This is a genomic window from Phytohabitans houttuyneae (assembly GCF_011764425.1).
Lineage (GTDB): Bacteria > Actinomycetota > Actinomycetes > Mycobacteriales > Micromonosporaceae > Phytohabitans > Phytohabitans houttuyneae.
The window spans coordinates 4,583,108-4,608,353 of the sequence record NZ_BLPF01000001.1; the positions used below are offsets into that span (position 1 = coordinate 4,583,108).

At 70.8% G+C, this 25,246-nt stretch carries 25 protein-coding genes and 1 pseudogene; 18 read left to right on the forward strand and 8 right to left on the reverse strand.

Annotation, left to right across the window (positions count from 1 at the left end; all coding sequences use genetic code 11):
* The first annotated feature begins 9 nt into the window (after positions 1–9).
* Positions 10–768, forward strand: coding sequence for a type III pantothenate kinase (locus Phou_RS21170; RefSeq protein ID WP_173057608.1), 759 nt, complete (start codon positions 10–12; stop codon positions 766–768).
* Here the strand turns inward: Phou_RS21170 and Phou_RS21175 are convergent.
* Complete coding sequence (locus Phou_RS21175; protein WP_173057609.1) at positions 750–1,505, reverse strand: class I SAM-dependent methyltransferase; 756 nt, start codon at positions 1,503–1,505, stop codon at positions 750–752. The two genes, Phou_RS21170 and Phou_RS21175, sit on opposite strands and share 19 nt — an antisense overlap.
* A gap of 132 nt (positions 1,506–1,637) precedes the next feature.
* On the opposite strand from Phou_RS21175, the gene lysS reads away from it, so the two are divergent.
* The 3 genes from lysS to Phou_RS21190 all read left to right on the forward strand — a co-directional run bounded on the left by lysS (position 1,638) and on the right by Phou_RS21190 (position 6,576).
* Positions 1,638–3,092 (forward strand): lysine--tRNA ligase, encoded by a 1,455-nt coding sequence (gene lysS, locus Phou_RS21180; RefSeq protein WP_173058718.1) that lies wholly within the window; start codon positions 1,638–1,640, stop codon positions 3,090–3,092.
* A 90-nt stretch (positions 3,093–3,182) separates the two neighbouring features.
* Positions 3,183–3,533, forward strand: coding sequence for a histone-like nucleoid-structuring protein Lsr2 (locus tag Phou_RS21185; RefSeq protein ID WP_173057610.1), 351 nt, complete (start codon positions 3,183–3,185; stop codon positions 3,531–3,533).
* A gap of 517 nt (positions 3,534–4,050) precedes the next feature.
* On the forward strand, positions 4,051–6,576 hold the full coding sequence (locus Phou_RS21190) for an ATP-dependent Clp protease ATP-binding subunit (RefSeq protein WP_173057611.1): 2,526 nt from the start codon (positions 4,051–4,053) through the stop codon (positions 6,574–6,576).
* A gap of 55 nt (positions 6,577–6,631) precedes the next feature.
* Here Phou_RS21190 and Phou_RS21195 read toward each other — a convergent pair.
* A pseudogene (locus Phou_RS21195) lies at positions 6,632–7,512 on the reverse strand (iron-sulfur binding domain-containing protein).
* Between the two features lie 106 nt (positions 7,513–7,618).
* On the opposite strand from Phou_RS21195, the gene Phou_RS21200 reads away from it, so the two are divergent.
* The 3 genes from Phou_RS21200 (at position 7,619) to Phou_RS21210 (ending at position 9,426) form a co-directional block, all read left to right on the forward strand.
* A complete protein-coding gene (locus tag Phou_RS21200; RefSeq protein ID WP_173057612.1) occupies positions 7,619–8,131 on the forward strand; it encodes a glycine cleavage system transcriptional repressor in 513 nt (170 codons plus the stop codon).
* Positions 8,128–8,676, forward strand: a complete 549-nt coding sequence (locus Phou_RS21205) for a peptide deformylase (protein WP_173057613.1) — start codon at positions 8,128–8,130, stop codon at positions 8,674–8,676. Before Phou_RS21200 ends, Phou_RS21205 begins: the two co-directional genes overlap by 4 nt.
* 63 nt (positions 8,677–8,739) lie before the next feature.
* Positions 8,740–9,426 (forward strand): hypothetical protein, encoded by a 687-nt coding sequence (locus Phou_RS21210; protein WP_173057614.1) that lies wholly within the window; start codon positions 8,740–8,742, stop codon positions 9,424–9,426.
* A gap of 94 nt (positions 9,427–9,520) precedes the next feature.
* On the opposite strand, the gene disA is transcribed toward Phou_RS21210, so the two are convergent.
* The 4 genes from disA to Phou_RS21230 form a co-directional block, all read right to left on the reverse strand.
* Positions 9,521–10,723, reverse strand: coding sequence for a DNA integrity scanning diadenylate cyclase DisA (disA, locus tag Phou_RS21215; protein ID WP_173057615.1), 1,203 nt, complete (start codon positions 10,721–10,723; stop codon positions 9,521–9,523).
* Positions 10,724–10,824: 101 nt separating this feature from the next.
* The gene (gene radA, locus Phou_RS21220; protein WP_173057616.1) at positions 10,825–12,267 is read right to left on the reverse strand and encodes a DNA repair protein RadA; all 1,443 of its coding nucleotides are present in this window, start codon (positions 12,265–12,267) and stop codon (positions 10,825–10,827) included.
* A 37-nt stretch (positions 12,268–12,304) separates the two neighbouring features.
* Positions 12,305–12,991, reverse strand: a complete 687-nt coding sequence (locus tag Phou_RS21225; RefSeq protein ID WP_173057617.1) for a hypothetical protein — start codon at positions 12,989–12,991, stop codon at positions 12,305–12,307.
* Positions 12,992–13,111: 120 nt separating this feature from the next.
* Complete coding sequence (locus Phou_RS21230; RefSeq protein WP_173057618.1) at positions 13,112–13,948, reverse strand: UbiA family prenyltransferase; 837 nt, start codon at positions 13,946–13,948, stop codon at positions 13,112–13,114.
* Between the two features lie 47 nt (positions 13,949–13,995).
* Between Phou_RS21230 and Phou_RS21235 the strand changes: the two genes are divergently transcribed.
* From Phou_RS21235 to Phou_RS21250, 4 genes are read left to right on the forward strand one after another with little or no spacing between them, the layout of a single operon-like run.
* Complete coding sequence (locus tag Phou_RS21235; protein ID WP_173057619.1) at positions 13,996–14,715, forward strand: methyltransferase domain-containing protein; 720 nt, start codon at positions 13,996–13,998, stop codon at positions 14,713–14,715.
* 21 nt (positions 14,716–14,736) lie between these two features.
* Positions 14,737–15,906, forward strand: a complete 1,170-nt coding sequence (locus Phou_RS21240; protein WP_173057620.1) for an acyl-CoA dehydrogenase family protein — start codon at positions 14,737–14,739, stop codon at positions 15,904–15,906.
* Positions 15,900–16,949 (forward strand): type III polyketide synthase, encoded by a 1,050-nt coding sequence (locus Phou_RS21245; protein WP_173057621.1) that lies wholly within the window; start codon positions 15,900–15,902, stop codon positions 16,947–16,949. Before Phou_RS21240 ends, Phou_RS21245 begins: the two co-directional genes overlap by 7 nt.
* A 28-nt stretch (positions 16,950–16,977) precedes the next feature.
* Positions 16,978–17,478 (forward strand): DUF6023 family protein, encoded by a 501-nt coding sequence (locus tag Phou_RS21250; RefSeq protein WP_173057622.1) that lies wholly within the window; start codon positions 16,978–16,980, stop codon positions 17,476–17,478.
* Positions 17,479–17,482: 4 nt separating this feature from the next.
* On the opposite strand, the gene Phou_RS21255 is transcribed toward Phou_RS21250, so the two are convergent.
* Complete coding sequence (locus tag Phou_RS21255; RefSeq protein WP_246273652.1) at positions 17,483–18,256, reverse strand: hypothetical protein; 774 nt, start codon at positions 18,254–18,256, stop codon at positions 17,483–17,485.
* Between the two features lie 293 nt (positions 18,257–18,549).
* On the opposite strand from Phou_RS21255, the gene Phou_RS21260 reads away from it, so the two are divergent.
* From Phou_RS21260 to Phou_RS21275, 4 genes are read left to right on the forward strand one after another with little or no spacing between them, the layout of a single operon-like run.
* Positions 18,550–19,035 carry a CarD family transcriptional regulator gene (locus Phou_RS21260; RefSeq protein ID WP_091551228.1) on the forward strand — a complete coding sequence of 162 codons (486 nt, stop codon included), beginning with the start codon at positions 18,550–18,552 and terminating at the stop codon, positions 19,033–19,035.
* A 44-nt stretch (positions 19,036–19,079) separates the two neighbouring features.
* Complete coding sequence (ispD, locus tag Phou_RS21265; RefSeq protein ID WP_173057623.1) at positions 19,080–19,775, forward strand: 2-C-methyl-D-erythritol 4-phosphate cytidylyltransferase; 696 nt, start codon at positions 19,080–19,082, stop codon at positions 19,773–19,775.
* On the forward strand, positions 19,763–20,245 hold the full coding sequence (gene ispF, locus Phou_RS21270; protein ID WP_173057624.1) for a 2-C-methyl-D-erythritol 2,4-cyclodiphosphate synthase: 483 nt from the start codon (positions 19,763–19,765) through the stop codon (positions 20,243–20,245). The genes ispD and ispF overlap by 13 nt, the downstream gene beginning before the upstream one ends.
* 15 nt (positions 20,246–20,260) lie before the next feature.
* Entirely contained in the window at positions 20,261–21,280 is a 1,020-nt protein-coding gene (locus tag Phou_RS21275) for a tetratricopeptide repeat protein (protein ID WP_173057625.1), read from the forward strand.
* Between the two features lie 7 nt (positions 21,281–21,287).
* Here the strand turns inward: Phou_RS21275 and Phou_RS21280 are convergent, their stop codons facing one another.
* Positions 21,288–22,457: a homogentisate 1,2-dioxygenase gene (locus Phou_RS21280; RefSeq protein ID WP_173057626.1), complete on the reverse strand. Its 1,170-nt coding sequence runs from the start codon at positions 22,455–22,457 to the stop codon at positions 21,288–21,290.
* Positions 22,458–22,553: 96 nt separating this feature from the next.
* Here Phou_RS21280 and Phou_RS21285 point away from each other — a divergent pair, with 96 nt between their 5' ends.
* The 3 genes from Phou_RS21285 (at position 22,554) to Phou_RS21295 (ending at position 25,235) form a co-directional block, all read left to right on the forward strand.
* Positions 22,554–23,411, forward strand: a complete 858-nt coding sequence (locus Phou_RS21285; protein ID WP_173057627.1) for a hypothetical protein — start codon at positions 22,554–22,556, stop codon at positions 23,409–23,411.
* 71 nt (positions 23,412–23,482) lie between these two features.
* Complete coding sequence (locus tag Phou_RS21290) at positions 23,483–23,959, forward strand: SRPBCC family protein (RefSeq protein ID WP_173057628.1); 477 nt, start codon at positions 23,483–23,485, stop codon at positions 23,957–23,959.
* Complete coding sequence (locus Phou_RS21295; protein WP_246273653.1) at positions 23,925–25,235, forward strand: outer membrane protein assembly factor BamB family protein; 1,311 nt, start codon at positions 23,925–23,927, stop codon at positions 25,233–25,235. Before Phou_RS21290 ends, Phou_RS21295 begins: the two co-directional genes overlap by 35 nt.
* Positions 25,236–25,246 lie beyond the last annotated feature (11 nt).

The following is a 25,246-nucleotide window of genomic DNA, read 5'->3' on the forward strand; positions in this document are numbered from 1 at the left end:
AGGTTGCGCGTGCTGCTCTGCATAGACATCGGTAACACCAATACGGTGCTCGCCACCTTCGACGGGGACAAGCTGGTCCACTCCTGGCGGATCAAGACCGACGCCCGGTCCACCGCCGACGAGCTCGGCCTCAAGCTGCGCGGCCTGCTCGCCGGCGACGCCGTGGAGATCACCGGGGTGGCGGCCTGCTCGACCGTGCCGGCCGCACTCCGCTCGCTGCGCACGATGCTCAGCCGGTACTACGGCGACACGCCCAGCGTGATCGTCGAGCCGGGCGTGAAGACGGGCGTGCAGCTGGCGATCGACAACCCCAAGGAGGTCGGCTCCGACCGGGTGGTCAACACCCTCGCGGCGTACACGATCTACGGCGGCCCCTCGATCGTCGTCGACTTCGGGACGACCACCAACTTCGACGTGATCAGCGCGCGGGGCGAGTTCCTCGGCGGCGCCTTCGCGCCCGGCATCGAGATCTCCTTCGACGCGCTCGCCGCCCGTGCCGCCCAGCTGCGCAAGGTCGAGCCGACCAGGCCTCGCTCGGTGATCGGCAAAAACACCGTCGAGTGCCTGCAGTCCGGCATGTACTTCGGTTTCGCCGGGCAGGTCGACCGGATCGTGGAGCGGATGGCCGAGGAGCTGGGCCCGCTGCGAGCGGTGATCGCCACCGGCGGCTTGGCGCCCGTCGTGATCGAGGAGTGCCGCACGATCACCCACCACGAGCCGATGATCACCCTCATCGGCCTGCGGATGGTCTACGAGCGCAATACCTGAGCCCTAAAAACGATCACGCGATACAGCACGTCGAAGCTCTCCCGCCCGGCCAGGTCGGGATGGGTGGCGGTGAGCTCGCGCACACCTGCCACGATCTCGGCTTGGCGCTCCGGCGTGGCGGTGAGGAAGTACGAGCGGGTCGAGATCATCGCGACCAGGCTGTCCGGCGTGCGCGACTCCCGGTGCACAAACTCTCTCCGCTCGACCGGCCCGAACATGTCGGTGAGCTCCAGCGCCACGGTCGGCTCGGGGTCGAAGTTGCCCCGATTGTCCGGTGTGTCGTGCGTGATCCGCGAAAGCTCGGCGATCCACGGCTCGCGGTCGTCGCGGTGGTTCCAGATGGCGCCGAAATGGCCACCGGTCCGGAGCAGCCGGGCGATCTCCGGATGGGCACGCTCCCGGTCAAACCAGTGGTACGCCTGTCCCGCGACCACCGCGTCGGCGCTTTCGTCCGGCAGCGGCACGCCCTCCGCGAAGCCCTCGATCGCGGTCACACCTTCGGTCGACTCGGCGAGCTGCGCGCGCATGCCCGCGTCCGGCTCCACGGGCGTGACCCTGTAGCCGGCGCCGAGGAGCACGCGGGTCAGCTTGCCGGTGCCCGCGCCCAGCTCGACGACATCGGCCGGCGGCGGCGCGCCCACCGCCCACCGCACCGCCTCGACGGGATAGCTGGGCCGAAACTGGTCGTACTCCGCTGCGGCGGCCCCGAACGACAGGGCCTGAGTCTGATCAGCCATCGGTTATCGAAGGTACCCGCACCCTGGTTACGAGTACCCTCGTGGCGAATCCGTCCTCTTAATTGAGAAAGCTGTGCCGTGACTGAGTCGACTCCTGCCGCCGCTGACCCCGCCGAGGACCTTCCCGAGCAGATGCGGGTGCGCCGGTCGAAGCGCGACCGCATGCTCGCCGACGGCGTGGAGCCGTACCCGCTGAGCTACGCCCGCACCCACACGCTGGCCCAGATCCGCGAGCGGTACGCCGAGCTGCCCACCGACACCGCCAGCGGCGACACGGTGGGCGTGACCGGGCGCGTCATATTCATCCGAAACAGCGGAAAGCTCTGCTTCGCCACCCTCCGGGAGGGGGACGGCACCGAGCTCCAGGCGATGCTTTCGCTCGACCGCGTCGGCCCCGAGCGCCTCGAGGATTGGAAGCGCCTCGTCGATCTCGGTGACCATGTGGGCATCACCGGCGAGGTGATTACGAGCCGTCGAGGTGAACTCTCCGTACTCGCCGACACGTGGTCGATGACCGCAAAGGCACTCCGGCCGCTTCCGGTGGCGCATCGGCCGCTGAGTGAGGAGGCGCGGGTACGGCAGCGGTACGTCGATTTGATCGTGCGTCCGCAGGCGCGCGAGACGGTCCGTACACGGGCCAAGGTGGTCCGAAGTCTGCGTGACTCGCTCCACTCTCGCGAGTACCTGGAGGTCGAGACGCCGATGCTGCAGTTGCTGCACGGCGGCGCCGCGGCCCGGCCATTCGTAACTCACAGCAATGCGTTGGATACCGATCTGTATCTGCGAATCGCACCAGAGCTATTCCTGAAGCGCAGTGTGGTTGGTGGGATCGAACGAGTCTTCGAGATCAACCGCAACTTCCGTAATGAGGGAGTTGACTCTTCCCACTCTCCCGAGTTCGCGATGCTCGAGGCGTACCAGGCCTACGCGGACTACAACACGATGGCCACGCTGACCCGCGAGTTGGTACAGGAAGCCGCGCGTGCGACCTTTGGGTCCTATGTTGTTAGGCATGTGGACGGTGCTGAGTACGACCTCGGCGGTCAGTGGCGCTCCGTAACCCTCTACGGCGTTCTTTCCGAGGCGCTCGGCGAGGAGGTAACGGTCCGTACGGACATGGCGAGGCTCGTTCAGTACGCAGAGAAGCACAATCTTCCCGTGTCGCCCAAGTGGGGACCCGGCAAACTCGCTGAGGAACTCTTCGAGGAGCTCGTCGTTCCAAACCTCGTGCTGCCCACCTTCGTACGGGACTACCCGGAGGAGACGTCTCCGCTGACCCGGGCGCATCGTGACCAGCCCGGTCTCGCCGAGAAGTGGGACCTGTACGCGTTCGGTCTCGAGCTCGCCACTGCCTACTCGGAGCTGGTCGATCCTGTTGAGCAGCGCGAACGGCTGGTCCGCCAGGCGCAGTTGGCGGCGAAGGGAGACGACGAGGCGATGCGCTTGGACGAAGACTTCCTCCGCGCCATGGAATATGGGATGCCCCCGTCCGGCGGGATGGGAATGGGAATCGACAGGCTCCTCATGGCGCTCACCGGGCTAGGTATTCGCGAAACCATCCTCTACCCGCTGGTCCGCCCCGAGTAGATTTCTTCGATCCTATTGACGGCTGGAGCGTGTTCCGGGCTATTGTTCTCTTGTTTGCGGGAGGAACCCTGCTCGGAAGGATAGCGGCCCGTGGCCAAGCAGATCATTCACAAGTTGGTCGACGACCTGGACGGCGGCGACGCCGACGAGACCGTCAAGTTCTCGCTCGACGGCGTTCAGTACGAGATCGACCTGTCCAAGAAGAACGCCGACAAATTGCGGGAGGCAATCGCCCCTTACGCGGCGGCCGGTTCAAAGATCGGCCGTGGCGGTGTCGTCGTTGGTGGCCGTGCCGCGCGGGGACGCGGTGGAGCGGCAGCCGACCGCGAGCAAAACAAGGCGATCCGGGCTTGGGCCAAGAAGGAAGGCAAGGAGATCTCCGACCGCGGCCGGATCCCCCAGGAGATCGTCGACGAGTACCACGCGAAGGCGGGCCGCTGAGCCTCGCCGTCGCGACCGGACCCGGCAACGGGCCCGTGGCGCAATGCGCCGCGGGCCCGCCCGCATCTGAGGGGTGGCTCCCCTCATGGGCGGATCCAGGACCGGTCGGGCGGGGCCGCGGATCCGTGGAAACGTCTCAGGGCCTCCAGCGAGTCCGGCCGGAATTCGCTGGAGGCCCTCGGCGTTGCGTACCCGGTGTGGGTCGAGGCGGCTGTCCGCCCGTGACCCGCGATCCCCGCCCGCGTTGTCCACAGGGTGGACGACGTTGTCCACAGCCTGTGGATGACCCGTGTGGCGAGCTGTGGATTTCGCTCTCCGCGTAGCGGTCAGGGCGGGGGAACAGCGCTCTAGCGCGCACAGTTGGGGAAAAGGACGCGGACGTGGGCCAGTCCGGCACGCACGGCACAAGCACAGTCGGTCCGCGGCGATAGAGTATTGAGACGGACGTCCCGACGGGACGTCCCCGGCGCTGGCCCCGCCAAGATCATGGCGCACGGCACGTGAGGAGCACGAGGGCATGTTCGAGCGGTTCACCGACCGAGCGCGACGGGTTGTCGTCCTGGCTCAGGAAGAAGCCCGGATGCTCAACCACAACTACATCGGTACGGAGCACATCCTGCTGGGTTTGATCCATGAGGGTGAAGGCGTCGCGGCGAAGGCTTTGGAGAGTCTGGGTATTTCGTTGGAGGGCGTCCGCCAGCAGGTGGAGGAGATCATCGGGCAGGGTCAGCAGGCGCCGAGCGGGCATATTCCGTTCACGCCGCGGGCCAAGAAGGTGTTGGAGCTGTCGCTGCGTGAGGCGTTGCAGCTTGGTCACAACTACATCGGTACTGAGCACATCCTGCTGGGGTTGATCCGGGAGGGTGAGGGTGTCGCGGCTCAGGTGCTGGTGAAGTTGGGTGCTGATTTGAACCGGGTGCGGCAGCAGGTGATCCAGTTGCTGTCCGGCTACCAGGGCAAGGAGCCCGCCGCCGCCGGCGCCGCCGCCGGTGAGGCCGCCCCGTCGACGAGTTTGGTGTTGGACCAGTTTGGTCGGAACCTGACCCAGGCTGCCCGGGAGGGCAAGCTGGACCCGGTGATCGGGCGGGAGAAGGAGATCGAGCGGGTCATGCAGGTGCTGTCCCGCCGGACGAAGAACAACCCGGTCCTGATCGGTGAGCCCGGTGTGGGTAAGACCGCCGTGGTGGAGGGGCTGTCTCAGCGGATCGTCAAGGGTGAGGTCCCGGAGACGTTGAAGGACAAGCAGCTGTACACCCTGGATTTGGGTGCCCTCGTCGCGGGGTCCCGGTACCGCGGTGACTTCGAGGAGCGGTTGAAGAAGGTCCTCAAGGAGATCCGCACCCGCGGCGACATCATCTTGTTCATCGACGAGATCCACACCCTGGTGGGTGCGGGTGCGGCGGAGGGTGCGATCGACGCCGCCTCGATTTTGAAGCCGATGCTGGCCCGGGGTGAGTTGCAGACGATCGGCGCGACCACGCTGGATGAGTACCGTAAGCATTTGGAGAAGGACGCGGCGTTGGAGCGGCGGTTCCAGCCGATCCAGGTCGGTGAGCCCTCCCTCGCACACACGATCGAGATTTTGAAGGGGTTGCGGGACCGGTACGAGGCCCATCACCGGGTGTCGATCACCGACGCCGCGCTGGTCGCCGCGGCCACCCTCGCCGACCGCTACATTTCGGATCGGTATCTGCCGGACAAGGCGATCGACTTGATCGATGAGGCGGGTGCGCGGATGCGGATCCGTCGGATGACCGCGCCGCCGGACCTGCGGGACTTCGATGAGCGGATCGCTCAGGTGCGCAGGGACAAGGAGTCCGCGATCGACGCGCAGGACTTCGAGCGGGCGGCGCAGCTGCGGGACAAGGAGAAGCAGCTGCTGGGTCAGAAGGCGCAGCGGGAGAAGGAGTGGAAGGCCGGCGACCTCGACGTCGTCTCCGAGGTTGATGACGAGCAGATCGCTGAGGTGTTGGCGAACTGGACCGGTATTCCGGTGTACAAGCTGACCGAGGAGGAGACCTCGCGGCTGCTGCGGATGGAAGACGAGCTGCACAAGCGGGTCGTCGGGCAGGAAGACGCGGTCAAGGCGGTGTCCAAGGCGATCCGCCGCACGAGGGCCGGGTTGAAGGACCCGAAGCGGCCTTCTGGTTCGTTCATCTTCGCCGGGCCGTCGGGTGTGGGTAAGACCGAGTTGTCCAAAGCCCTGGCCGAGTTCCTGTTCGGGTCCGAGGACGCGTTGATTCAGCTGGACATGTCGGAGTTCCACGACCGGTACACGGTGTCCCGGCTGGTCGGTGCCCCACCCGGGTACGTCGGCTACGACGAGGGTGGTCAGCTGACCGAGAAGGTCCGCCGGCGGCCGTTCTCGGTGGTGCTGTTCGACGAGATCGAAAAGGCCCACCCGGACGTGTTCAACACCCTGCTGCAGATCCTGGAGGACGGGCGGCTGACCGATGGTCAGGGCCGGATCGTCGACTTCAAGAACACGGTGATCATCCTGACCACCAACCTCGGCACCCGCGACGTCGCCAAAGCCGTCAGCTTGGGGTTCCAGGCTTCGGAGGACTCCGAGTCGAACTACGAGCGGATGAAGCAGAAGGTCAACGACGAGCTCAAGCAGCACTTCCGGCCCGAGTTCCTGAACCGGATCGACGACACGATCGTGTTCCACCAGCTGCAAGAAGACGAAATCCTGGAGATCGTGGACATCATGATCGCCCGGATCGAAACCCAGCTGCGGAACAAGGACATGTCCATGGAGCTGACCGACAACGCCAAAAAGTATTTGGCGAAGAAGGGCTTCGACCCCGTCCTGGGCGCCCGCCCACTACGCCGCACCATCCAACGCGACATCGAAGACAACCTCTCCGAGCGGATCCTGTTCAACGAACTCAAACCCGGCCAGATCGTCGTCGTCGACTGCGAAGGCGACCCTGCCGACGTCGACAAGTCCAAGCTGGTGTTCCGCGGTGCGGAGAAGCCGGTCGAGGTGCCCGACGCGGTGCCCGCCGACCTTGGCAGCGCCGCTGAGGCCGCCGAGTAACGGCAGCACCACAAACGCAAAAGGGCGGCTCCGCGAGGAGCCGCCCTTTTCGTGTCTACGCTTCGCCGGCCAGCGTGTAGAGACCCTCGCCGGCCGGTGACACAAGCCCGTCGTCCAGCAGGCTGCGCAGCGCCCGATCGCGTTGCACCGCGTCCGCCCACACCACGTCCAGGGCGCCCGCCGGCACCGGGTCGTGCGACTCGCGCAGGACGGCCAGCAACAATCCGCGAACCTGACGGTCCGTGCCCGCGTATTGCTGTGGGCGGCGGGTCGGCCCGGTGGGCATCGGCCGGCCCTCCGCCCTCCAGCCGCACGCGTCCACCACGGGGCAGTCCGCGCAGCGCGGCGAGCGTGCGGTGCACACCACCGCGCCCAGTTCCATGAACGCCGCGCTCGCCCGCGCCGCCCGGGCCGGCTCGACCGGCAGCAGCGCCTCGGTGTCGGCAAGGTCGGCGGGCGTGGTCGTGGGACCGGCGTCCGCCTTGCCGCGGCTGGCCCGGGCCACGAAGCGCCGCACGTTGGTGTCGACCACCGGCTGCCGCTGCCCGTACGCGAACGCCGCCACCGCCCGCGCCGTGTACGCACCCACGCCAGGCAGCGCCAGCAGCGCGTCGAGATCGGCGGGCACCTCGCCACCGTGCCGTGCCACGATCGCCACCGCGCACTCGTGGAGCCGCATCGCCCGGCGCGGGTAGCCCAGCCGCCCCACATCCGGATCGCCTCGGCGGGCGTGTCCGCCGCGAGGGCCGCCGGCTCGGGCCAGCGCGCGAGCCACGCCTCGTACGCGGGAAGCACCCGCGCCACCGGCGTCTGCTGGAGCATGATCTCGCTGACCAGTACCGCCCAGGCGCTCGTACCCGGCGCGCGCCAGGGCAGGTCACGGGCGTTCGCGTCGAACCACTCGATGGCCGCATCGGCCAGGTCGGTCTCAGGCATTCCTCTCCCCGGGAGCGGTGCTCGTCGCGAGGCGGCCCGACGGTACCGGCGGCAAACACAGCGGGTCGATCCTGCCACGCTGACACGCATCGGGCAGACTCCACCCGTGAGTGAGCTTGCGATAACCGTGATCGGCCACGACCGTCCGGGCATCGTCGCCGACGTGTCCGAGGCGCTAGCCCGGCTCGGCGCCAACCTGACCGACTCGACGATGACCCGCCTGCGCGGCCACTTCACCTGGACGCTGGTATGCACCGGCCCCGCCGCACCCGAGGCCGATGCCGCACTGGCCCCGCTCGCCGCCGACGGCCGGCTGCTCGCGACGGTCCGGGAGGTCGGGTCCGAGGTCGAAGCGGCGGCGGCCGGTGAGCCGTACATCATGAGCGTCCACGGCGCCGACCGCCTCGGCATCGTGGCCGCGGTGACCCGCGTGCTCGCCGAGGCCGGCGGCAACATCACCGACCTCACCACCCGCCTCACCGGCCCGCTCTACGTGCTGGTCGCGGAGGTGGACCTCCCGAGCGGTACCGCCGACGCCGTCGCCAAGCGGCTCGCCGAAGCGGCCGCCGGGCTGGACGTCGAGGTCACGCTCCGGCCCGCCGAGATGGATGTGCTGTGAGCCCGTTACACGGCTGGACGCCCGAGGCGCTCGGCGACGCCGGAGAGGTGCTCCCGGTGGTCACCGCGCCCGACGCCGTGCTCAGCCGGCCCGGTCCCGAGGTCGATCCCAGCGACCCCAAGGTCGTGCGACTCGCCGCCGACCTGCTCGCCACCATGCGCGTCTCGCCCGGCTGTGTGGGCCTGGCCGCGCCGCAGGTCGGCGTCGCCGCCCAGGTCTTCGTCGTGGACGTCAGCGGCCACCCGAAGGCGGCCACGGTGCACGGCGCCATCGCACTGTGCAACGCCAAGGTGGTCGAGGCCAGCCGGTGGCGGCCCGGCCGGGAGGGCTGCATGTCGGTGCCCGACCTGACCGGCGACGTGAAGCGCGCCGCCCGGGTGGTGGTCGAGGCCGCACTGCCCGGCACCGGCGAACCCGTACGGCTCACGACGGACGCCTTCGAGGCCCGTGCCCTGCAACACGAGATCGACCACTGCGCCGGCCTGCTCTTCCTCGACCGCGTCGCCGGCGCCCACGCGATCCACCAACGCAAGGTCTATCTCTAGCTTTGCGAGCGGGCGGCGCGTCGCCGGGATCCTCGCGGCCCACCCCTATACCGTGAGGACATCATGAGACTGACGGTTGGTCCCCTTCCTTCCGCCGTCTATTGGCGGCGTCGCGCCATTGTGCTCGGTGCCCTGTTCATCGTCCTCCTGGTGCTCTTCACGACCTGTCGCGGCGGTGGCGGCTCAGGGGCGGCCAGGACGAGCGCCAGCAGCACCCCCACCGCTGACGCCGGCGACGCACCGTCCACTCCGGACGCCGAGGAGTCGCCGACCGCGGCGCCCACGCAGGCCCCCACGTCCGAGGCACCCGCCGCGCCACCGCCCACCACCACGGGTGCACCGGCCGCCCCGCCCGCTGGCGGATGCACCGACGCGGAGATGAAGGTCACGCCGGTGCCGAGCCTGACCAACGCACCCGCCGGCCAGACGATCGTCATCAAGCTGCGGATCAAGAACGAGTCCGACCGCCAGTGCAGCCGCGACGTCGGTCCGGACGAGCAGGAGATCTACATCAAGCGGGGCGCGGAGACGATCTGGTCGTCCGACCGGTGCAGCACGTACCGGGGCTCGGAAGTGAAGCCATTTCCGCGCAACCTCGAGATGGAGTTTTCGGTCACCTGGAACGGGCGGCTGAGCACCGGCTGCAAGGACGGCGTGGCCACCGGCAGCGCTCCCAAGCCCGGCGAGTACGAAGTCTTCGGCCGCCTCGGCACCGACCTCAGCGCCCCCGTCAAGCTGACCCTGACCTAAACAGGGCCCAGGCCCTGTTTGGAAAATCCTTGCCGGGCTGCGCCCGGGCCCAGTCGACGCCCGGCGGCGCCGAGCGCAAGGCCGCGTACAGGGTCTAGACGTAGCGCTCCAGGATCGACGCCTCGGCCAGGCGGGACAGGCCCTCGCGGACGCCGCGGGCGCGCGCGTCACCGACGCCGTCGACGGCCTGCAGGTCTTCGACCGTGGCGCCGAGCAGCCGCTGCAGGCTCCCGAAGTGCCCCACCAGCCGGTCGACGACCGTGCCGGGCAGGCGTGGCACCTTGGCCAGCAGGCGGAAGCCGCGCGGGCTGACCGCGGCGTCGAGCGAGTCGGAGGCGCCCGGGTAGCCGATCGCCTTGGCGACCGCCACCAGGTCGATCATCTCGGTGGCGGTGAGCAGGTCGAGCTCGACCAGCGCCTCGTCGAGGGTGCGGGCCTTGCGCCCGGCCGGCAGGTAGTCGCGGATGACCAGCGTGCGGTCGGCGTCGACACCGGCCATCAGCTCGTCGAGCTGGAGGGCGAGCAGGCGGCCGTCGGTGCCGAGCTCCACCACGTATCCAGCGATCTCGTCGGCGATCCGGCGGACCATCTCCAGCCGCTGCACCACCGCCACCGCGTCGCGCACGGTCACCAGGTCTTCGATCTCCAGCGCGGAGAGGGTGCCGGAGACCTCGTCGAGGCGCAGCTTGTACCGCTCGAGCGTCTGCAGCGCCTGGTTGGCCCGGGACAGGATCGCGGCCGAGTCGTCGAGGACGTGGCGCTGCCCATTCACGTACAGCCCGATGATGCGCATCGACTGGCTGACCGAGATGACCGGAAAGCCGGTCTGCTTGGCGACCCGCTCCGCGGTGCGGTGCCGGGTGCCCGACTCCTCGGACGGAATGGACGGATCGGGCATGAGGTGCACCGCGGCGCGCACGATGCGGGTGCCGTCGCTGGAGAGCACGACCGCACCGTCCATCTTGCACAGCTCACGCAGGCGGGTGGCGGAGAACTCGACGTCGAGGGGGAAACCGCCGGTGCAGAGCGACTCGACCACCTTGTCGTAGCCGAGGACGATCAGCGCGCCGGTGCGGCCACGCAGGATCCGCTCCAGCCCGTCGCGCAGGGCGGTGCCTGGCGCCATCAACGCCAGATTGGCGCGCAGGGGATCACCTCCCGGGACGGGGCCGGCGGCCGGGCCAGGCACAGCGGCGGTCGCTCCGGCGCTGACAGTGCGCGCGGGCGAGCCGACCACGCCCGCGCGGCCGGCCAGGCTGGCGGCGGCGGTTCTGTTCGCATCGCGGTCGATCGGCACGGGCACAGTCTACGGACCGTCATCCGACCTGTGCTGTTGCGGTTCGGCGGCAGATCCGTAGCGTGACGTCGACTAACCTCTTGTCACATAGACACGCGACTCTATTCGGCTGAGGCGCGCGCCGCCCACTGTAGCGCTGCCCGCACATTGGCCACTTCGACCACCCGCACGCCCTTGGTGCGCACACCCGTCGCGTCGGGCCCGCAGCCCGCCGGCACCAGCGCGAACGTGAAGCCCAGCCGGGCCGCCTCCGCCAGCCGTCGAGGCACCGCCCCCACCCGGCGTACCTCTCCCGTGAGACCGACCTCGCCGATCGCGACGAGGTGCGGCGCGACCGCCAGGTCGAGGCCGCCGGACGCGACGGCGAGCGCGACGGCCAGGTCAGCGGCCGGCTCGACCACGCGGATGCCGCCGACCGTGGCCGCGAAGACCTCCCGATCATGCAGCTTGAGGCTGTCGGTGCGGCGCTGCAGGACGGCGAGCACCATCGCCAGCCGGGCACTGTCCAGCCCAGACACCGTGCGCCTCGGCGAGCCGGGCACCGCCGCGCCGATGAGCGCCTGCACCTCGGTGACCAGCGCCCGCCGCCCCTCCATCGCCACCGTCACGCAGGTGCCCGGCACCGCCTCGGTGGAGCGGGTCAGAAAGAGGCCGGACGGGTCGGGCAGGCTGGAGATGCCGCTCTCGTGCATCTCGAAGCAGCCCACCTCGTCAGCGGTGCCGAACCGGTTTTTCACGCCGCGCACGAGCCGCAGCGACGAGTGCTTGTCGCCCTCGAAGTGCAGGACCACGTCGACGAGGTGCTCCAGGACGCGCGGGCCGGCCACCTGACCGTCCTTTGTGACGTGCCCGACGAGGATCGTGGCGATGCCCCGCTCCTTGGCCACCGAGACAAGCGCGGCCGTGACGGCCCGCACCTGGGTGACTCCGCCTGCCACACCCTCGGCGCCCGGCATGGAGATGGTCTGCACCGAGTCGAGCACCAGCAGGCCGGGCTTGACCGCGTCGAGGTGGCCGAGCACCGCGCTCAGGTCGCTCTCGGAGGCGAGGTAGAGCCGCTCGTGGAGCGTGCCCATGCGCTCGGCGCGCAGGCGCACCTGGCTGACCGACTCCTCGCCGCTCACCACCAGCGAAGGGCTGCCCGCGCCGGCCGCCCACTGCTGTGCGACGTCGAGCAGGAGGGTCGACTTGCCCACGCCGGGCTCGCCGGCCAGCAGCACGACCGCACCGGGCACGAGGCCGCCGCCGAGCACCCGGTCGAGCTCCGTCACGCCGGTGGGGCGGGCCTGGGCCGGTGCCGCGCTGATCTCGGCGATCGGGCGAGCCGGCTCGGACGGCATGCGCGAGCTGACCACGCGGCCGGCGGCCATCGGACCGGTCACCGTGCACTCGACGACCGAACCCCACTCGCCGCACTCAGGGCAGCGGCCGACCCACTTGGGTGGCTGGTGCCCGCAGGCGTCACACTCATACGCCGGGCGTGGCTCACGGGCCGCGGTGCGGCCCTTGGCCGGGCTCCGCGGGATCGATCTCGACGTCGTCACGCCGGCACCCTAACCAAGCGGTACGACGAAACCCCGCTCAGTGCTCGCCTTCGCCCGCCTCGGCGGAGCCGCGCGGCACCGGAGTGAGCGGCACGCCCATCGGCACGGCCAAGGTCAGCTTGGCGCCACCGCCGAAGTCGAGGACAAGCTCGACCATCTCGCCCGGCTTCAGCTCCTCGCTGAGCCCGACCAGCTCGATGAACTGCTGGCCACCGGCGTTCAGCGCGGCGAAGCTCCCGGCCGGGATCTGCACGCTCGCGGGCCGCGCGGGCGGCTCGGCGGCCGGGGTCGGCTCCGCGGACGGCGTGGCCTCGCCCGTGGGCGTCGCGGTCGGGGTGCCCGACGGGGTGGCCGTCGCGGACGGCGTGGGCGATGGCGATGCGGACGGCGATGCGGACGGCGACGGCGTGCCCTTCGCCCCGGCGGCCAGCGTGACCGACTCGGCGTCCGGGCTCGTCACGGTCACCGTGACGTCCTTGCCCGTGTTGTTGAAGATGTGCAGGTCGAGCGGGGCGTCAGCGCCCGCCTCGTAGCCACCGCCGTGGTAGACCACCAGGGCGTTGCGGACCGAGAAGGAGCCGTCGGTCGAGGTGACGTCGCCGCTGACACCCGGCACCGACGGGACCTTCGCCGCGGTCTCGGCGATCTGGCCTGCGCTGCACCCCGATGCAAGCAGGGCGGTCACCGCCGCCGCGCCGGCCAACAGCGTCATCGAGCGCCTCACGTCGGTCCTCCCTGTCGTGTCTGACCGGGGCCCAGCGTAGTTGCCCGTGATCGCCCGTTCGCGCCAGGCCCGCCAGTTGTGTCCCGCCGAACCCGGACGGACCCGTCGGTGCGCGCCGTCTCAGACCACGCGACCGCTGGTGACGAGCAGGAGAACGTCGATCAGGGCCACCACGAGAACCGCGCGGAAGACGGCCACCGGCCGGGCGCCGCGGGATGAGGCGAGGCGCCCGGCGTACCACCCCGCGGGGAGGACCACGACGGCGGCGGCGATCGCGGCGATTCCGTACCAGCTGGGGCGTCCGGGTGGCCCGAAGACGAGGGTGACCGTCGCCGCGAAGAGAAGCACCGCGGCGGCCGCCCGCGACCATGCCGGTCCGATGCGGTGCGGCAGCCCGCGGACGCCGGTGCGTACGTCGTCGCTGAGGTCCGGCAGCACGTTGGCGAAGTGCGCGCCGGCGCCGAGCAGCCCGCCGGCCGCCACGATCCACACCGGCGGCCGCGGCGCGCCGGGAAGGGCGAGGATCACGAACGCGGGCAGGGTGGCGAACGAGAACGCGTACGGCAGGACGGAGGCCGGCGTGAACTTGAGCGGCCAGTTGTAGAGCAGCGCGCTGACCAGGGCGGCCGTGATCGCGGCCGCGGCTGGCACGCCGAGCGTGAGCCCGACCAGCGGCGTGGCGACGGCTGCCGCGATGCCCGCGATGCCCACGGCGCGCCGGCTGACCGCGCCGGTGGCCAGCGGCTTGTCGCTCCGCGCCACAGCGGTGTCCCGCTCGGCGTCGAGCCAGTCGTTGGTCCAGCCGACGGCGAGCTGGGTGGCGAGCACGGTGAGACCCACCAGCGTGGCGTCGGCCGCGTCGTGGCCGACCCCGACGGCGAGCAGGATCGCGACGAGCGTCACGGCCGCACCGGGCTCCGGGTGGCTGGCGCGAAGGAGGCCCCACAGGACACGCATACCGCGAAGTCTGGCCGTTACCGGTCAGTCGTGCCACGCTCAAACCCATGCGCATCCTGCCGCGCAACGATCCCCGGCAGTACGACGATCTTGCCGGGGAATGGTGGCGGCCCGATGGTGCCTTCGCCATGCTGCACTGGCTGGCACAAGCCCGCGCGCGGCTCGTGCCGCCGGCGTCCCGCCCGGGCGCGATCCTCGTCGATGTCGGCTGCGGCGGCGGGCTCCTCACCCCGCACCTGCTCGGAAAGGGCTACCGGCACATCGGGCTGGACCTCACCGCCTCCGCCCTGGAGCAGGCCGCCGCGCACGGCCTCACACCGGTCAACGCTGACGCCGGTGCCCTCCCGCTCGCCGACGGCTGTGCCGACGTCGTCGTCGCCGGCGAGATCCTCGAGCACGTGCCCGACCTGCCCCGAGCGGTGGCCGAGGCGTGCCGCGTACTGCGCCCGGGCGGCCTGCTGGTGCTCGACACCCTCAACTCCACCGCGCTGAGCCGGCTGGTCGCCGTGAAGCTCGCCGAGCGCTTCCGCGGCGTACCACGCGGACTGCACGATCCGGCACTCTTCGTCGATCCGCGGGTATTAGAGCGGGAGTGTGCCCGGCACGGGGTGGCGCTCGCCGTGCGCGGCGTACGCCCGACCGTGCCGGCGGTGGCCGGCTGGCTCGCCGGTGTGGGTCAAGGTCGCGGCCGGATCGTGCCCACCTGGTCGGCGGCCATCCTCTACCAGGGGCGGGGCATCAAAAACGGCCAGGGCAACAGAGGCTAGTGGCCACGAGAGGGGCAGGGCATGGCGGGTGACGCGATAGCGGCTGCACGGCGGTTGGCGCCGCGGCTGGCGGCGCGGGCGGCGGAGCACGATCGCGACGGGACGTTTCCGGTCGACGATTTCGCGGACCTGCGCGCCGCGGGGCTCTTCGGTCTGATGGTGCCGAGCAGGCTGGGCGGCCACGAGGCGGGGTTCGCCGAGTACGCGGCCGTGGCGTACGAGTTGGCCCGCGGCAACGGCGCGACCGCCCTCGTCTTCAACATGCACGCCTCCGTGACAGGTGCGCTCACCGCCGTCAACGAGGAGGTCGCCGAGGCGCTCGGCGTGCCCGACGAGGCCCTGGCCGCCCGCGACCGCATGCTCGCCGAGGCGGCGGCCGGATCGTGGTACGGCGTGGCGATGAGCGAGCGCGGCGCCGGCTCGCGCCTCTCCCAGCTCACCACCTCGTACGAGCAGGTGGACGGCGGCTATCACATCAAGGGCGCCAAGACGTTCTGCTCCGGCGCCGGCCACGCGGACGCATACCTGGTGGCCGCGCGAAACGCGGGGGACCAGTCGGTGGTCTCGCAATTTCTGGTACCGGCGACGGTGGACGGGCTGAAGGTCGAGCCCACCTGGGACTCGCTCGGCATGCGCGCCACCGCCTCCCACGACCTGCACATCGACGCGGTGGTACCGGACGACACCCTGCTCGGCGGCGTCGAAGGGCTTGCCCTGGTCGTCGCCCAGCTCATGCCCCACTGGCTGATCGCCAGCTACGCGGCCGTGTACGCCGGCGTCGCCCAGGCAGCCGTCGACGCCGCTGTCGAGCACGTGGTCAAGCGCGGCGTATCCGAGCTCCCGTCGGTGCGCGCCCGCATCGGCCGCGCCGACGCGGCTGTGGCGGCCACCCGCCTGGCCGTGGCGGAAGCCGCCCGCCGGGTCGACGAGGAGCCGGGTGCGGAGGAGACCAACCGCTGGGTGTGGCGGGCGAAGCTGCTGGCCGGTACCACGGCTGCCGAGGTCGCGGCGTCTGTGCTGGAGGCGGCCGGCACCTCGGCCACCCGGCGCGGCCATCCGCTCGAACGGCTGTACCGCGACGCCCGCTGCGGCTCCCTCCACCCGGCCACCTCCGACGTGTGTGCGGACTGGCTCGGTGTGGCCGCGATCGGCGGCGACCCGGACCGCGAGGGGACCGCTCCCCGATGGTGAGCGCCACGATCGCCGGGTTGGGTATCGCGACGCCCGCCCAGGCCTTCCAGGACGAGCTGTGGCGGGGCTTCTTCGCCAACCACTACGCGGGGACCACCAAGGCGCTGGCCGAGCGGATCTTCGCGAACGCCGGTGTGCGCACCCGCTGCGCCGTCGTCAACCCGCTCATCGAGGACGTCTCACACTGGCCGACCGAGCGCCGGATGAGCAGGTACCTCATCGAAGCCCTGCCCCTCGGCAAGGAGGCGGTCGACCGGGCGCTCGTCGACGCCGGCGTGAGCGCCGGTGACATCGGCCTCTTCGCGGTCTGCTCGTGCACCGGCTACGTCACGCCGGGATTGGACATCCTGCTCGCGCGGGACATGGGCATGGCAGTCGACACGCAACGGCTCTTCGTCGGACATATGGGTTGTTACGCCGCGATGCCTACCATCGGGGCGGCGGCCGACTTCGTGACCGCTCGCGGCCGGCCCGCGCTCCTGCTCTGCAACGAGCTCACCAGCCTCCACCTGCAGCCCGCCTCGACCCGGGCGGACACCCAGCAGATCGTCGCCCACGCGCTCTTCTCGGACGCCGCGGCCGCCGCCGTGCTCGTTCCTGGTGCCAGCGGGGGGTACGCGGTCCGTGAGGTCGCCTCGGTCACCGACACCTCGGCCGTCGACCACATGACCTGGGACGTCACCGACATGGGCTTCCGGATGGGGCTCTCGCCACGGGTGCCTCAGGTGCTGTCGCTGCACGTACGCCGGTTCGTCGACGGTCTCCTCTCCCGCCACGGGCTCACGCTGTCCGATGTGGACGGCTGGGCGGTGCACCCCGGCGGGCCGCGCATCCTCAACGTCGTGGAGCGCGAGCTGGCCCTCGGCACCGAGGCGCTGGGCGACTCGCGGGCGACGCTCTCCGCGTACGGCAACTGCTCCTCGCCAACCGTGCTGCTGATCCTGGAGGCGATGCGGCAGCGCCCCAACCCGCCGAGATGGGTGGTGACGCTGGCTTTCGGCCCCGGCCTCACGCTCTACGCGGCCCTGCTGCAGCGCACCTGACATCGGCGCAAGCCGCTACAGTGCCTCCGTGGAGCTGACGGACGGGCGGCTGAGCCTCGCTGTGCTGTCCGCGTGTGCGGCCCTGGTCCTCGGCGCCGGCGGGGCCTGGTGGGTCGCCGCCGACCCGGAGCGCGGGGCGGCGCCGACACCGACGCTCGCGCCGGTGGTCGTGCCCGAGGAGGAGGTCGCGCCGGAGCCCCCGCAGGAGGATCTGGAGAGTTACCTGCCGGTCTTTCCGAACACGGTCACCCGCCATGTCGGCCGCATCGAGTCACAGGACACGTTCGTGATGCACGTGCCCACGCAGAAGGACGGCGAGTACCGCCTGCAGTACGTCTGCCTGGGCCCGGGTGAGCTGTCGGTGCGGATCAAGCGTACGACCGAGGGCGAGATGCTCTACGACGCCGACTGCGGTGGCAACCTCAGCACCTTTCAGTTTCGGGCCGCGGGCGCCGACGCGGTGATCGAGGTGTACCGGCCGGACTCACTGGCGGCCGACATCGGCATCCAGGTCATCGACGTGGAGTGAGCGCTCAGGACAGCGTCGCGAGCTCGGCCCGAAACTGCTCGATCGTCTGCGCGGCCGGGATCGTCGAAATGATCTCGCCGGTGCGCGCCACGAGCAGCACCGTGGCCACCTGGCCCGTCCCCTGCGTGCCGAGCTGAAGGCTGCCGCGCAGCTCACCGGTCGGATCGGCGAGCCTGCGCACGCCCGCCGCCCCGGAGCCCGGCGCGCGTGGCGTGCTGGCGCGCGGGGGTGGGGCGGAGGACTTGGTGACCATGACCACCGTGACGCCCGGCTTTGCCGCGGCCGCGGTGTCGGCGACCAGCCGCGTGCACTCGCAGCCGTCGGTGAGCATCACGGCGGCCGGCAGGAGGCCGCGCAGCGACACGGTGGACCCGTCGACGTCGATGAGGTCGAGCGCAGGCATCGTGCGGGTCGGCGCCGGCGCGCTGCCGGAGTGGCGGGCGACCGGCGGCGCGACCGGCTGCTGCCGGCCAGGCCAGGTGACCGCGAAGAGGCTGGTCAGCGTCGCGAGCACGGCGACCGCCATGATCAATAGAGGGATGCGTAGGGAGGACTGGCTGGCACCGCCGCCGACCGGCCGGCCGAGCCGGCGCCGCCACACCTCCTGGCGAGCCTGGCGGCGCAGGTCCTTACGTACCGCCTCCGACTCCTCGGCGAGCTCGCTCAGGTCGTCCGGGATCACCACGGTCCCCCACTCCGGGGGCAGGTCGGGCACGCCTTCGGGGCGTCCGCCGCCTTCTGGCGGGGTGCCACCGTTGCCGTTGCCCATGCTTCCCATGTCCCCCATCCGCGCGCCGCGAAGTCGATCGGGGTCAACCTTTAGGGTCTCGCACGGAGGGGTGGGACCGCTAGGGGGCAGCGGTCCTTACGGCGGGTCCCGCATAGACCGCCGGCGTCGCGCAGTGCTGATTTGGGCATTACTCTGCGTACCGGATGGTCGATGGAATCCTCCTGTCAAGCTGGAGAAAGGCCTCTCACAGTGCCCCTGAGCTGCGCTAACGGCCAGGACCGGGACGGGACATCGGTGCCTGAGCGTGTTACCCTAGACACAGCGAAAGGGGTTTCGAACCTATGGTTTTCAGTGTCGGCGAGACCGTTGTTTACCCCCACCACGGGGCCGCACTCATCGAGGCAATCGAGACTCGGGTCGTCAAGGGCGAGGAAAAGCAGTACCTCGTCCTCAGGGTCGCTCAGGGTGACCTGACGGTGCGGGTGCCCGCCGAGAATGCCGAGATCGTTGGCGTGCGTGAGGTGGTTGGCGAGGAAGGCCTGGGCAAGGTCTTCGACGTCCTCCGTGCTCCGCACACTGAGGAGCCGACCAACTGGTCGCGGCGTTACAAGGCGAATCTGGAGAAGCTGGCCTCTGGCAACCCGCTCAAGGTGGCCGAGGTTGTTCGTGACCTGTGGCGTCGGGAGCGCGAGCGGGGCCTGTCGGCTGGCGAGAAGCGCATGCTGGCCAAGGCTCGCGACATCCTCGTCGGCGAGGTCGCTTTGGCGGAAAAGAGCACCAAGGACGAGGCGGAGATCCTCCTCGACAAGGTGCTCACCGAGGCCTGACCCTCCGGCTGACCCGTTTACAACTTATCCACGGGGACCGCGACGTGACCGCGCAGCTCAACCCGCGCGGTGACGTCGCGGTCCTCGTTCCTGCTGCTGGTGCCGGGGTGCGGCTCGGTGCCGGCGGTCCCAAGGCTCTCCGCGAGCTTCGCGGCGAGCCGATGCTCGTGCACGCCATCCGTCGTGTGGCGGCGGCGCCATCCGTGTGCGCGATCGTCGTCGCGGCTCCGCCGTCCGACGTCGAAGCCGTGCGCTCCCTGCTCGCTCCTGTGGCACCGGTGATAGTTGTGGCCGGTGGTACGGAGCGGCAGGAGTCGGTGGCGGCCGCCCTCGCCGCGGTGCCCGAGGGTCCGGACATCATCCTCGTGCACGACGCAGCCCGGGCGCTCGCCCCGGCCTCGCTCGTCGAGTCCGTGGCGGCCGCCGTCCGCGCCGGCAGCGCCGCCGTCATCCCGGTCCTTCCCGTGATCGACACGGTCAAGGAGGTCGGCGCCGACGGAGTGGTGCTCGGCACGGTCGACCGTTCCGCGCTGCGCGCTGTGCAGACCCCGCAGGGCTTCAAGCGGTCGGTCCTCACCGCCGCGCACGCCAGCGCCGCCGCGACCCTCACCGACGACGCCGGCCTGGTGGAGAAGCAGGGGGTACCCGTGACCTGCGTCCCCGGCCACGAACACGCCTTGAAGATCACTCGCCCGTTCGACCTCGCGGTCGCCGAGCTCTTGCTGGAATGGCCGTCGTGATCATTCCCCGTGTCGGCATCGGCACCGACGTACACGCGTTCGCGCCCGGGCGCCCGTGCTGGGTGGCGGGCCTCTCGTGGCCCGGCGTCGACGGCCTGGCCGGCCACTCCGACGGTGACGTCGCGGCGCACGCGGCCTGCGACGCGCTCCTGTCCGCCGCCGGCCTGGGCGATCTCGGCGCCAACTACGGCACCGACCGTCCGGAGTGGGCCGGCGCTTCCGGCGTCGCCCTGCTCATCGAGACCGCGCGGCGGGTACGCGGGGCCGGCTTCGAGATCGGCAACGTCTCTGTCCAGGTCGTCGGCGTGCGGCCGAGGATCGGGCCGCGCCGGGCCGAGGCCGAGGCGGCACTCTCGGCTGCCGTGGGGGCCACCGTTTCGGTCTCCGGTACCACCACCGACGGGCTCGGCCTCACCGGGCGAGGCGAGGGTCTGGCCGGTCTCGCGGTAGCCGTCGTGTACCCGCGCTGACGTAGGCTCGGCCTCGTGCCCAGCGATGCGCCGTCGGACCGGGACGCCACTCCGGACAGCTACGTTCAGCGCGCTGCCCTGCTGGCGGATCTGGGCCGCTACGACGAGGCGGCCGGGGAGCTGGCGGACGCCCTCGCCCTCGATCCACAGCACCCGAAGGTGTATTCGACCCTGGCCAGCGTTCACCTGGCCGCCGAGCGGCCCGCCGAGTCCCTTCAGGCCGCGGACGCCGCGGTGGCCGCCGCTCCCGGTGACGTGCCGGCGCTGGTGACCCGCGCGATGGCCCTGACCGACCTGCGCCGCTTCGCGGAGGCCACCGCCGTGGCGGAAGAGATCCTCCGGCTCGGCCCGGCGGATCCGTTCGCGCAGCGCAGCGCCGCCGCCGTCCTCGCCGATTCGCGCAACGGCCAGACCGCCATGGACGCGGCCTGGCGAGCGGCCCAGCTGGCACCCCGCGACCCGCTGGCCCACCTCGTGCTCGCGCTGGTCGCCGGCCGGCTGGGACGCTTCGAGCTGGCCGAGCGGGCGTACCACGAGGCGCTGGAGCTCGACCCCACGCTGACCGACGCCGCCAACGAGCCCGGCATCGTGCGGCTCGACCGCCGCCGCTACGCGCAGGCGCTGGAGCGGGTCTCCGAAAACGCGGTCTTCCAGCCGATGCCCACGTTTCAGCCGGCGGCGGAGCCGGCCGTCAAGCGGCCCGTGGAGCGCGTGCGCCCACTCGTGCTCTTCGGCGCCACGCACAGCCTGGTGACGGCGATCCTGGTGGCGTTCGTGTCGGCGGCCGGGGGTGCCAGCTCGCGCCTGCTGGCCGGCGTGCTCGGCGGCATCGGCCTGCTCGCGCTCGGCGTGCTGGTCGGCCGGCTGCCGCGGGGCGACCGGTTCGGCGGCCGGGCGGGGCGGCTGGCCACGCTCGCGGTGGCGGCCGGCCCGTTGCTCATCCTGCTGTACGCGTTCATCGGCACGCCTTGGCCGCTGGTGCTCGCGATCGTCTCCGCGGTGGCCGGCCTCACCCTCCTCACCCGCATGGGGTGAGGAGCCGCTATCCGGTCGGGCGCCGGGCCCACGTCCAGGCGTAGCCGGTGTCCTCACAGGACAGTCCTGGCTCGCAGAGGTCCAGCGGCCGGAAGGTGTCGACCATCACCGCCAGCTCGTCGAAGTAGTCGACCCCGATGGCCCGCTCCGCGGCGCCGGGCTGCGGCCCGTGGGTGAAGCCGGACGGGTGCAGCGAGATCGACCCCTGCTCGATGCCGGAGCCGCGCCGCGCCTCGTAGTTGCCTCCGGTGTAGAAGAGCATCTCGTCAGAGTCGACGTTGTGGTGGTTGTACGGCACTGGGATCGCGAGCGGGTGGTAGTCGACCTTCCGCGGCACGAACGAGCAGATCACGAAGTTTGGCCCCTGGAACGTCTGGTGCACCGGTGGCGGCTGGTGCACCCGGCCCGTGATCGGCTCGAAGTCGTGGATCGAGAAGGCCCACGGGTACAGGTGGCCGTCCCACCCCACGACGTCGAACGGGTGGTGGGCGTACACGTAGCGGGTCCAGCCGCGCCGGTGCTGGACGTACACCTCGACGTCCGTGTCCTCGACCAGCAGCGGGGCGCCGGGTCCGCGTACGTCCCGCTCGCAGTACGGCGAGTGCTCCAGGAACTGCCCGCGCACCGAGAGGTACCGCTTCGGCGGTCCAATGTGGCCGGTCGCCTCGATGGTGAGCAGGCGGACAAGGTCGCTGGTGGGCACGATGCGGTGGATCACGGAGGTCGGGATCAGCACGTAGTCGCCGCTGGCCACGTCGAGCGTCCCGAACGTGGACTCCACCCGCGCGGTGCCGGCCTCCACGTACAGGCACTCGTCGCCGATGGCGTTGCGGTAGAGCGGCGACGGTCGGTCGGCCACCACGTACGAGATGCGCACGTCGTCGTTGGCGAGCAGGTGCTGCCGCCCGAGCACCGCGTCGGCCCCGCCCGCGTCCAGCTTGTGGGTGCGCAGGTGGCGGGGCTTGAGTGGCCGGTTGGCGATGCGGGTCCAGGCGGGCGGGTCGTACTCGTCCGCCGCCACGATCGCCGTGGGCAGGTAGCGGTGGTAGAGGAGGGAGGAGTCGGAGGAGAAGCCCTCCTGGCCCATCAGCTCCTCGGCGTACAGGCTGCCGTCCGGCTGCCTGAACTGCGTGTGTCGCTTGCGCGGGACCTCCCCCACGCTTCGGTAGTAGGGCATGTCCTACCCTCCGTTATGTCCTGTTCACCGGCCGAAAGCGTCCGATTATCGGACGGTGTTGTCCGCTCCTTGTAGCGTCCATTAGGTTCTCTGTTCGTGTCAACCGGACTGATTCCGGCGCTCTTCACTCACCTCGTGGATGACGCCGCCGTGTTCCCTCCCGGGAGCGCACCCCTGCCTGAGGCGATCATGGGGCATCGGGCGCACCGCACGGCGTGGTATGCCGAACTTGTCGGCCCTCTCCTCCTGCCGTCGTCGTCCCTGCCCGAGGCCGCCCGCCTCCTGGAGCCGGACGAGCGGCTGGAGGTCGGCCTGATCGGCGACGGCGGTGTCGACGCCCTGCCGGCCGCTCTCGACGCCGCCGACCCGCGGCTGGCCATCGGCCAGGTCGAGGTCGCGGTCGCCAAGCGCGGCGAGGATCCCGAGCCCGGCCTCCGCCGGCTGCTCGCGGTCCTGGCCGACCGGCCCTCCATCAGCGGGTACGCCGAGATCCCGCTCACCTGGGGCCTGCTGGCGGCCCTCGACACCGTCGCCGAGGCGCGGGCCGCCGGCGTGACCGTGGCGGCCAAGTTTCGCACCGGCGGGTTGGCGGCCGAGCTCTTTCCGACACCCGTCGAGCTGGCCGCGGTGATCTGCGCCTGCCGCGACCGCGAGCTGCCCTTCAAGCTCACGGCGGGGCTGCACAACGCGATCCGGCACACCGACCCGGAGACGGGGTTCGTGCACCACGGCTTTCTCAACGTGCTGGTCGGCACCGCCGCGGCGATGGACGGCGCCGAGGTGGCCGACGTGGCCGAGCTGCTCGCCGCGACCGACCCGGTGCCGTTGATCGAACCGGCCCGTGCGCTGCGCGAACGGCCCCGTCCACTCTGGATCGGCTTCGGCTCGTGCAGCGTCGTCGAGCCGCTGACGGATCTCATCCGGCTCGGGCTTGTCAACGGCGGCTTCTCCTGACTTGTGTTTGTCGGGTAATTGGCTGGGATACACCGGGTGACGGGCGTACCGTAATTCGCGGGGGAGGCGCGATGTCCACGGTGGCGGTTACCAGGTTGATTGACGCTCCGGTGATGCGCGTGTGGCGGGTGTTCACCGACCTGCCGGCACGGGCCACCTGGTTGTCCACTGTGGACGCGATCGAGGTGATGACGCCCGGCCTCTTCGGCGCCGGCACCGTGTGGCGGGAGACCCGCACGATGCCCGGCGACATCCAGGTGACCGAGGAGTTCACCGTCCTCCGGTGCGACGCGCCGACCCGTTTCGTGGTCGCCTCGCCCGGCATCGGTGCCGACTACCGGATGACCTACACGTTGACGCCCGTCGAGGTCGGCCGCCACCGCGGGGGCACGGCGGTCACGGTCGTGCAGGAGGGCGCCCCCTCCGCACCCGGCGGCCGCCTGCTGGTCCTGGTCTTCGGCGGTCTCGCCGCGCGCACCGTCGAGGGCGCGCTCCGGCAGGATCTCACCGATCTTGCGTCCGCCGCCGTTCGGCCCGCGGCTGCCTAGGTTAGGTAACCTGCCCGGCGTGGGCATCCGACCTTCGACGTGGTTCCGCGTGGGCGCGGTGGCTGTGGCGGTCGCCGGAGTCGTGGCAGTCGGAGGGCTGATCGCCTACCGGGTGCTGGCCCCCGCCGAGACCGTGACGGTCGCCACGACCGCCTACCCGGCGGCGCCCGCCGCGCGGCCCGGCGTGATCGGCTCGCTGCCCGCCGCACCGCTCATCGTGGACGGACGGCTGCGCATCTACGCCGCCACCCGCCAGGTGCGCGCCGACGGCCCTGTCGACGCCCGCACCCAGCGGACCCCGTACTGGTCGTACCGGCGGTGGCCGGAGGAGCTCCTGGGCGTCGTGGCGGCCGGTACGACGGTGATCGGGCGGTGGTCGGACGGTGACGTCGTCGCGCTCGACGCCCGCACCGGCAAGGTCATCTGGCGCACCGCCGGCAAGCCGCCGCAAAAGTCCGGGTACGAGGGTGGCAGCACCGGGGCGGAGACGGTGTACGAGCCGGACGGGTTGTACACATCCGGCAGCATCGTGCTCGTCCGGGACGCCGCCCAGCTGCGGGCGCTCGACGTCGCCACCGGGCGGGAGCAGTGGCACAGGGCGATGGCGCAATGCCGCCAAGGTGGCTTTACGACCGCGGGTCACCATTTCGTCACCACGGACGCCTGCGGAGGCGCGGCCGCGGTCGAGTTCTACGACGTGGCGACCGGACAGCCACGCGGCCGCTGGGCGCCGCCCGCGACCGGGTCGACGCTGAAGGTGGAGCCGCTCGGCTGCGCGCCCGCCCATTCGGGCTGTACGGCCATGCGCACCCTGGACGCGACGGGGTCGCGCGGCTGGCTCATGGGCGAGACGGACGGGGCGGGCGAGGTGACTCTGACCGCCGTCCCGGCGCTCGACCCACCCGGCGCGCTGATCGCTGGTGAGATTGGGGTGAGCCACGTCGGTGGCGATGTAGTTGGCCGCTCACTACGCGATGGCACAGAGATATGGCGTTGGCGTGGTGATGGCACTTCGGAACTGCTCGGCACACAGTCCGGATCCGTGCATTTGCTAACTGAAAATTGCGACCTCGTCACTCTCGATCCAACTTCTGGAAGAGAGAAGTCGCGCTTCTTGCTCGCGTACGGACGGGAAGGCGTCGACTGGCAACCGGGGTTGGTTCGGGCCGGCGATGGCTTCGTCGCGGTCGAGCGGCTGGTCAAGCCGGAGAACGGTGATGCCGATGAGGCGGATGAGTATTTTGGTGCGCTGCCGGTAATCCTCGCGCGCACCTAGAACCCCTTTAC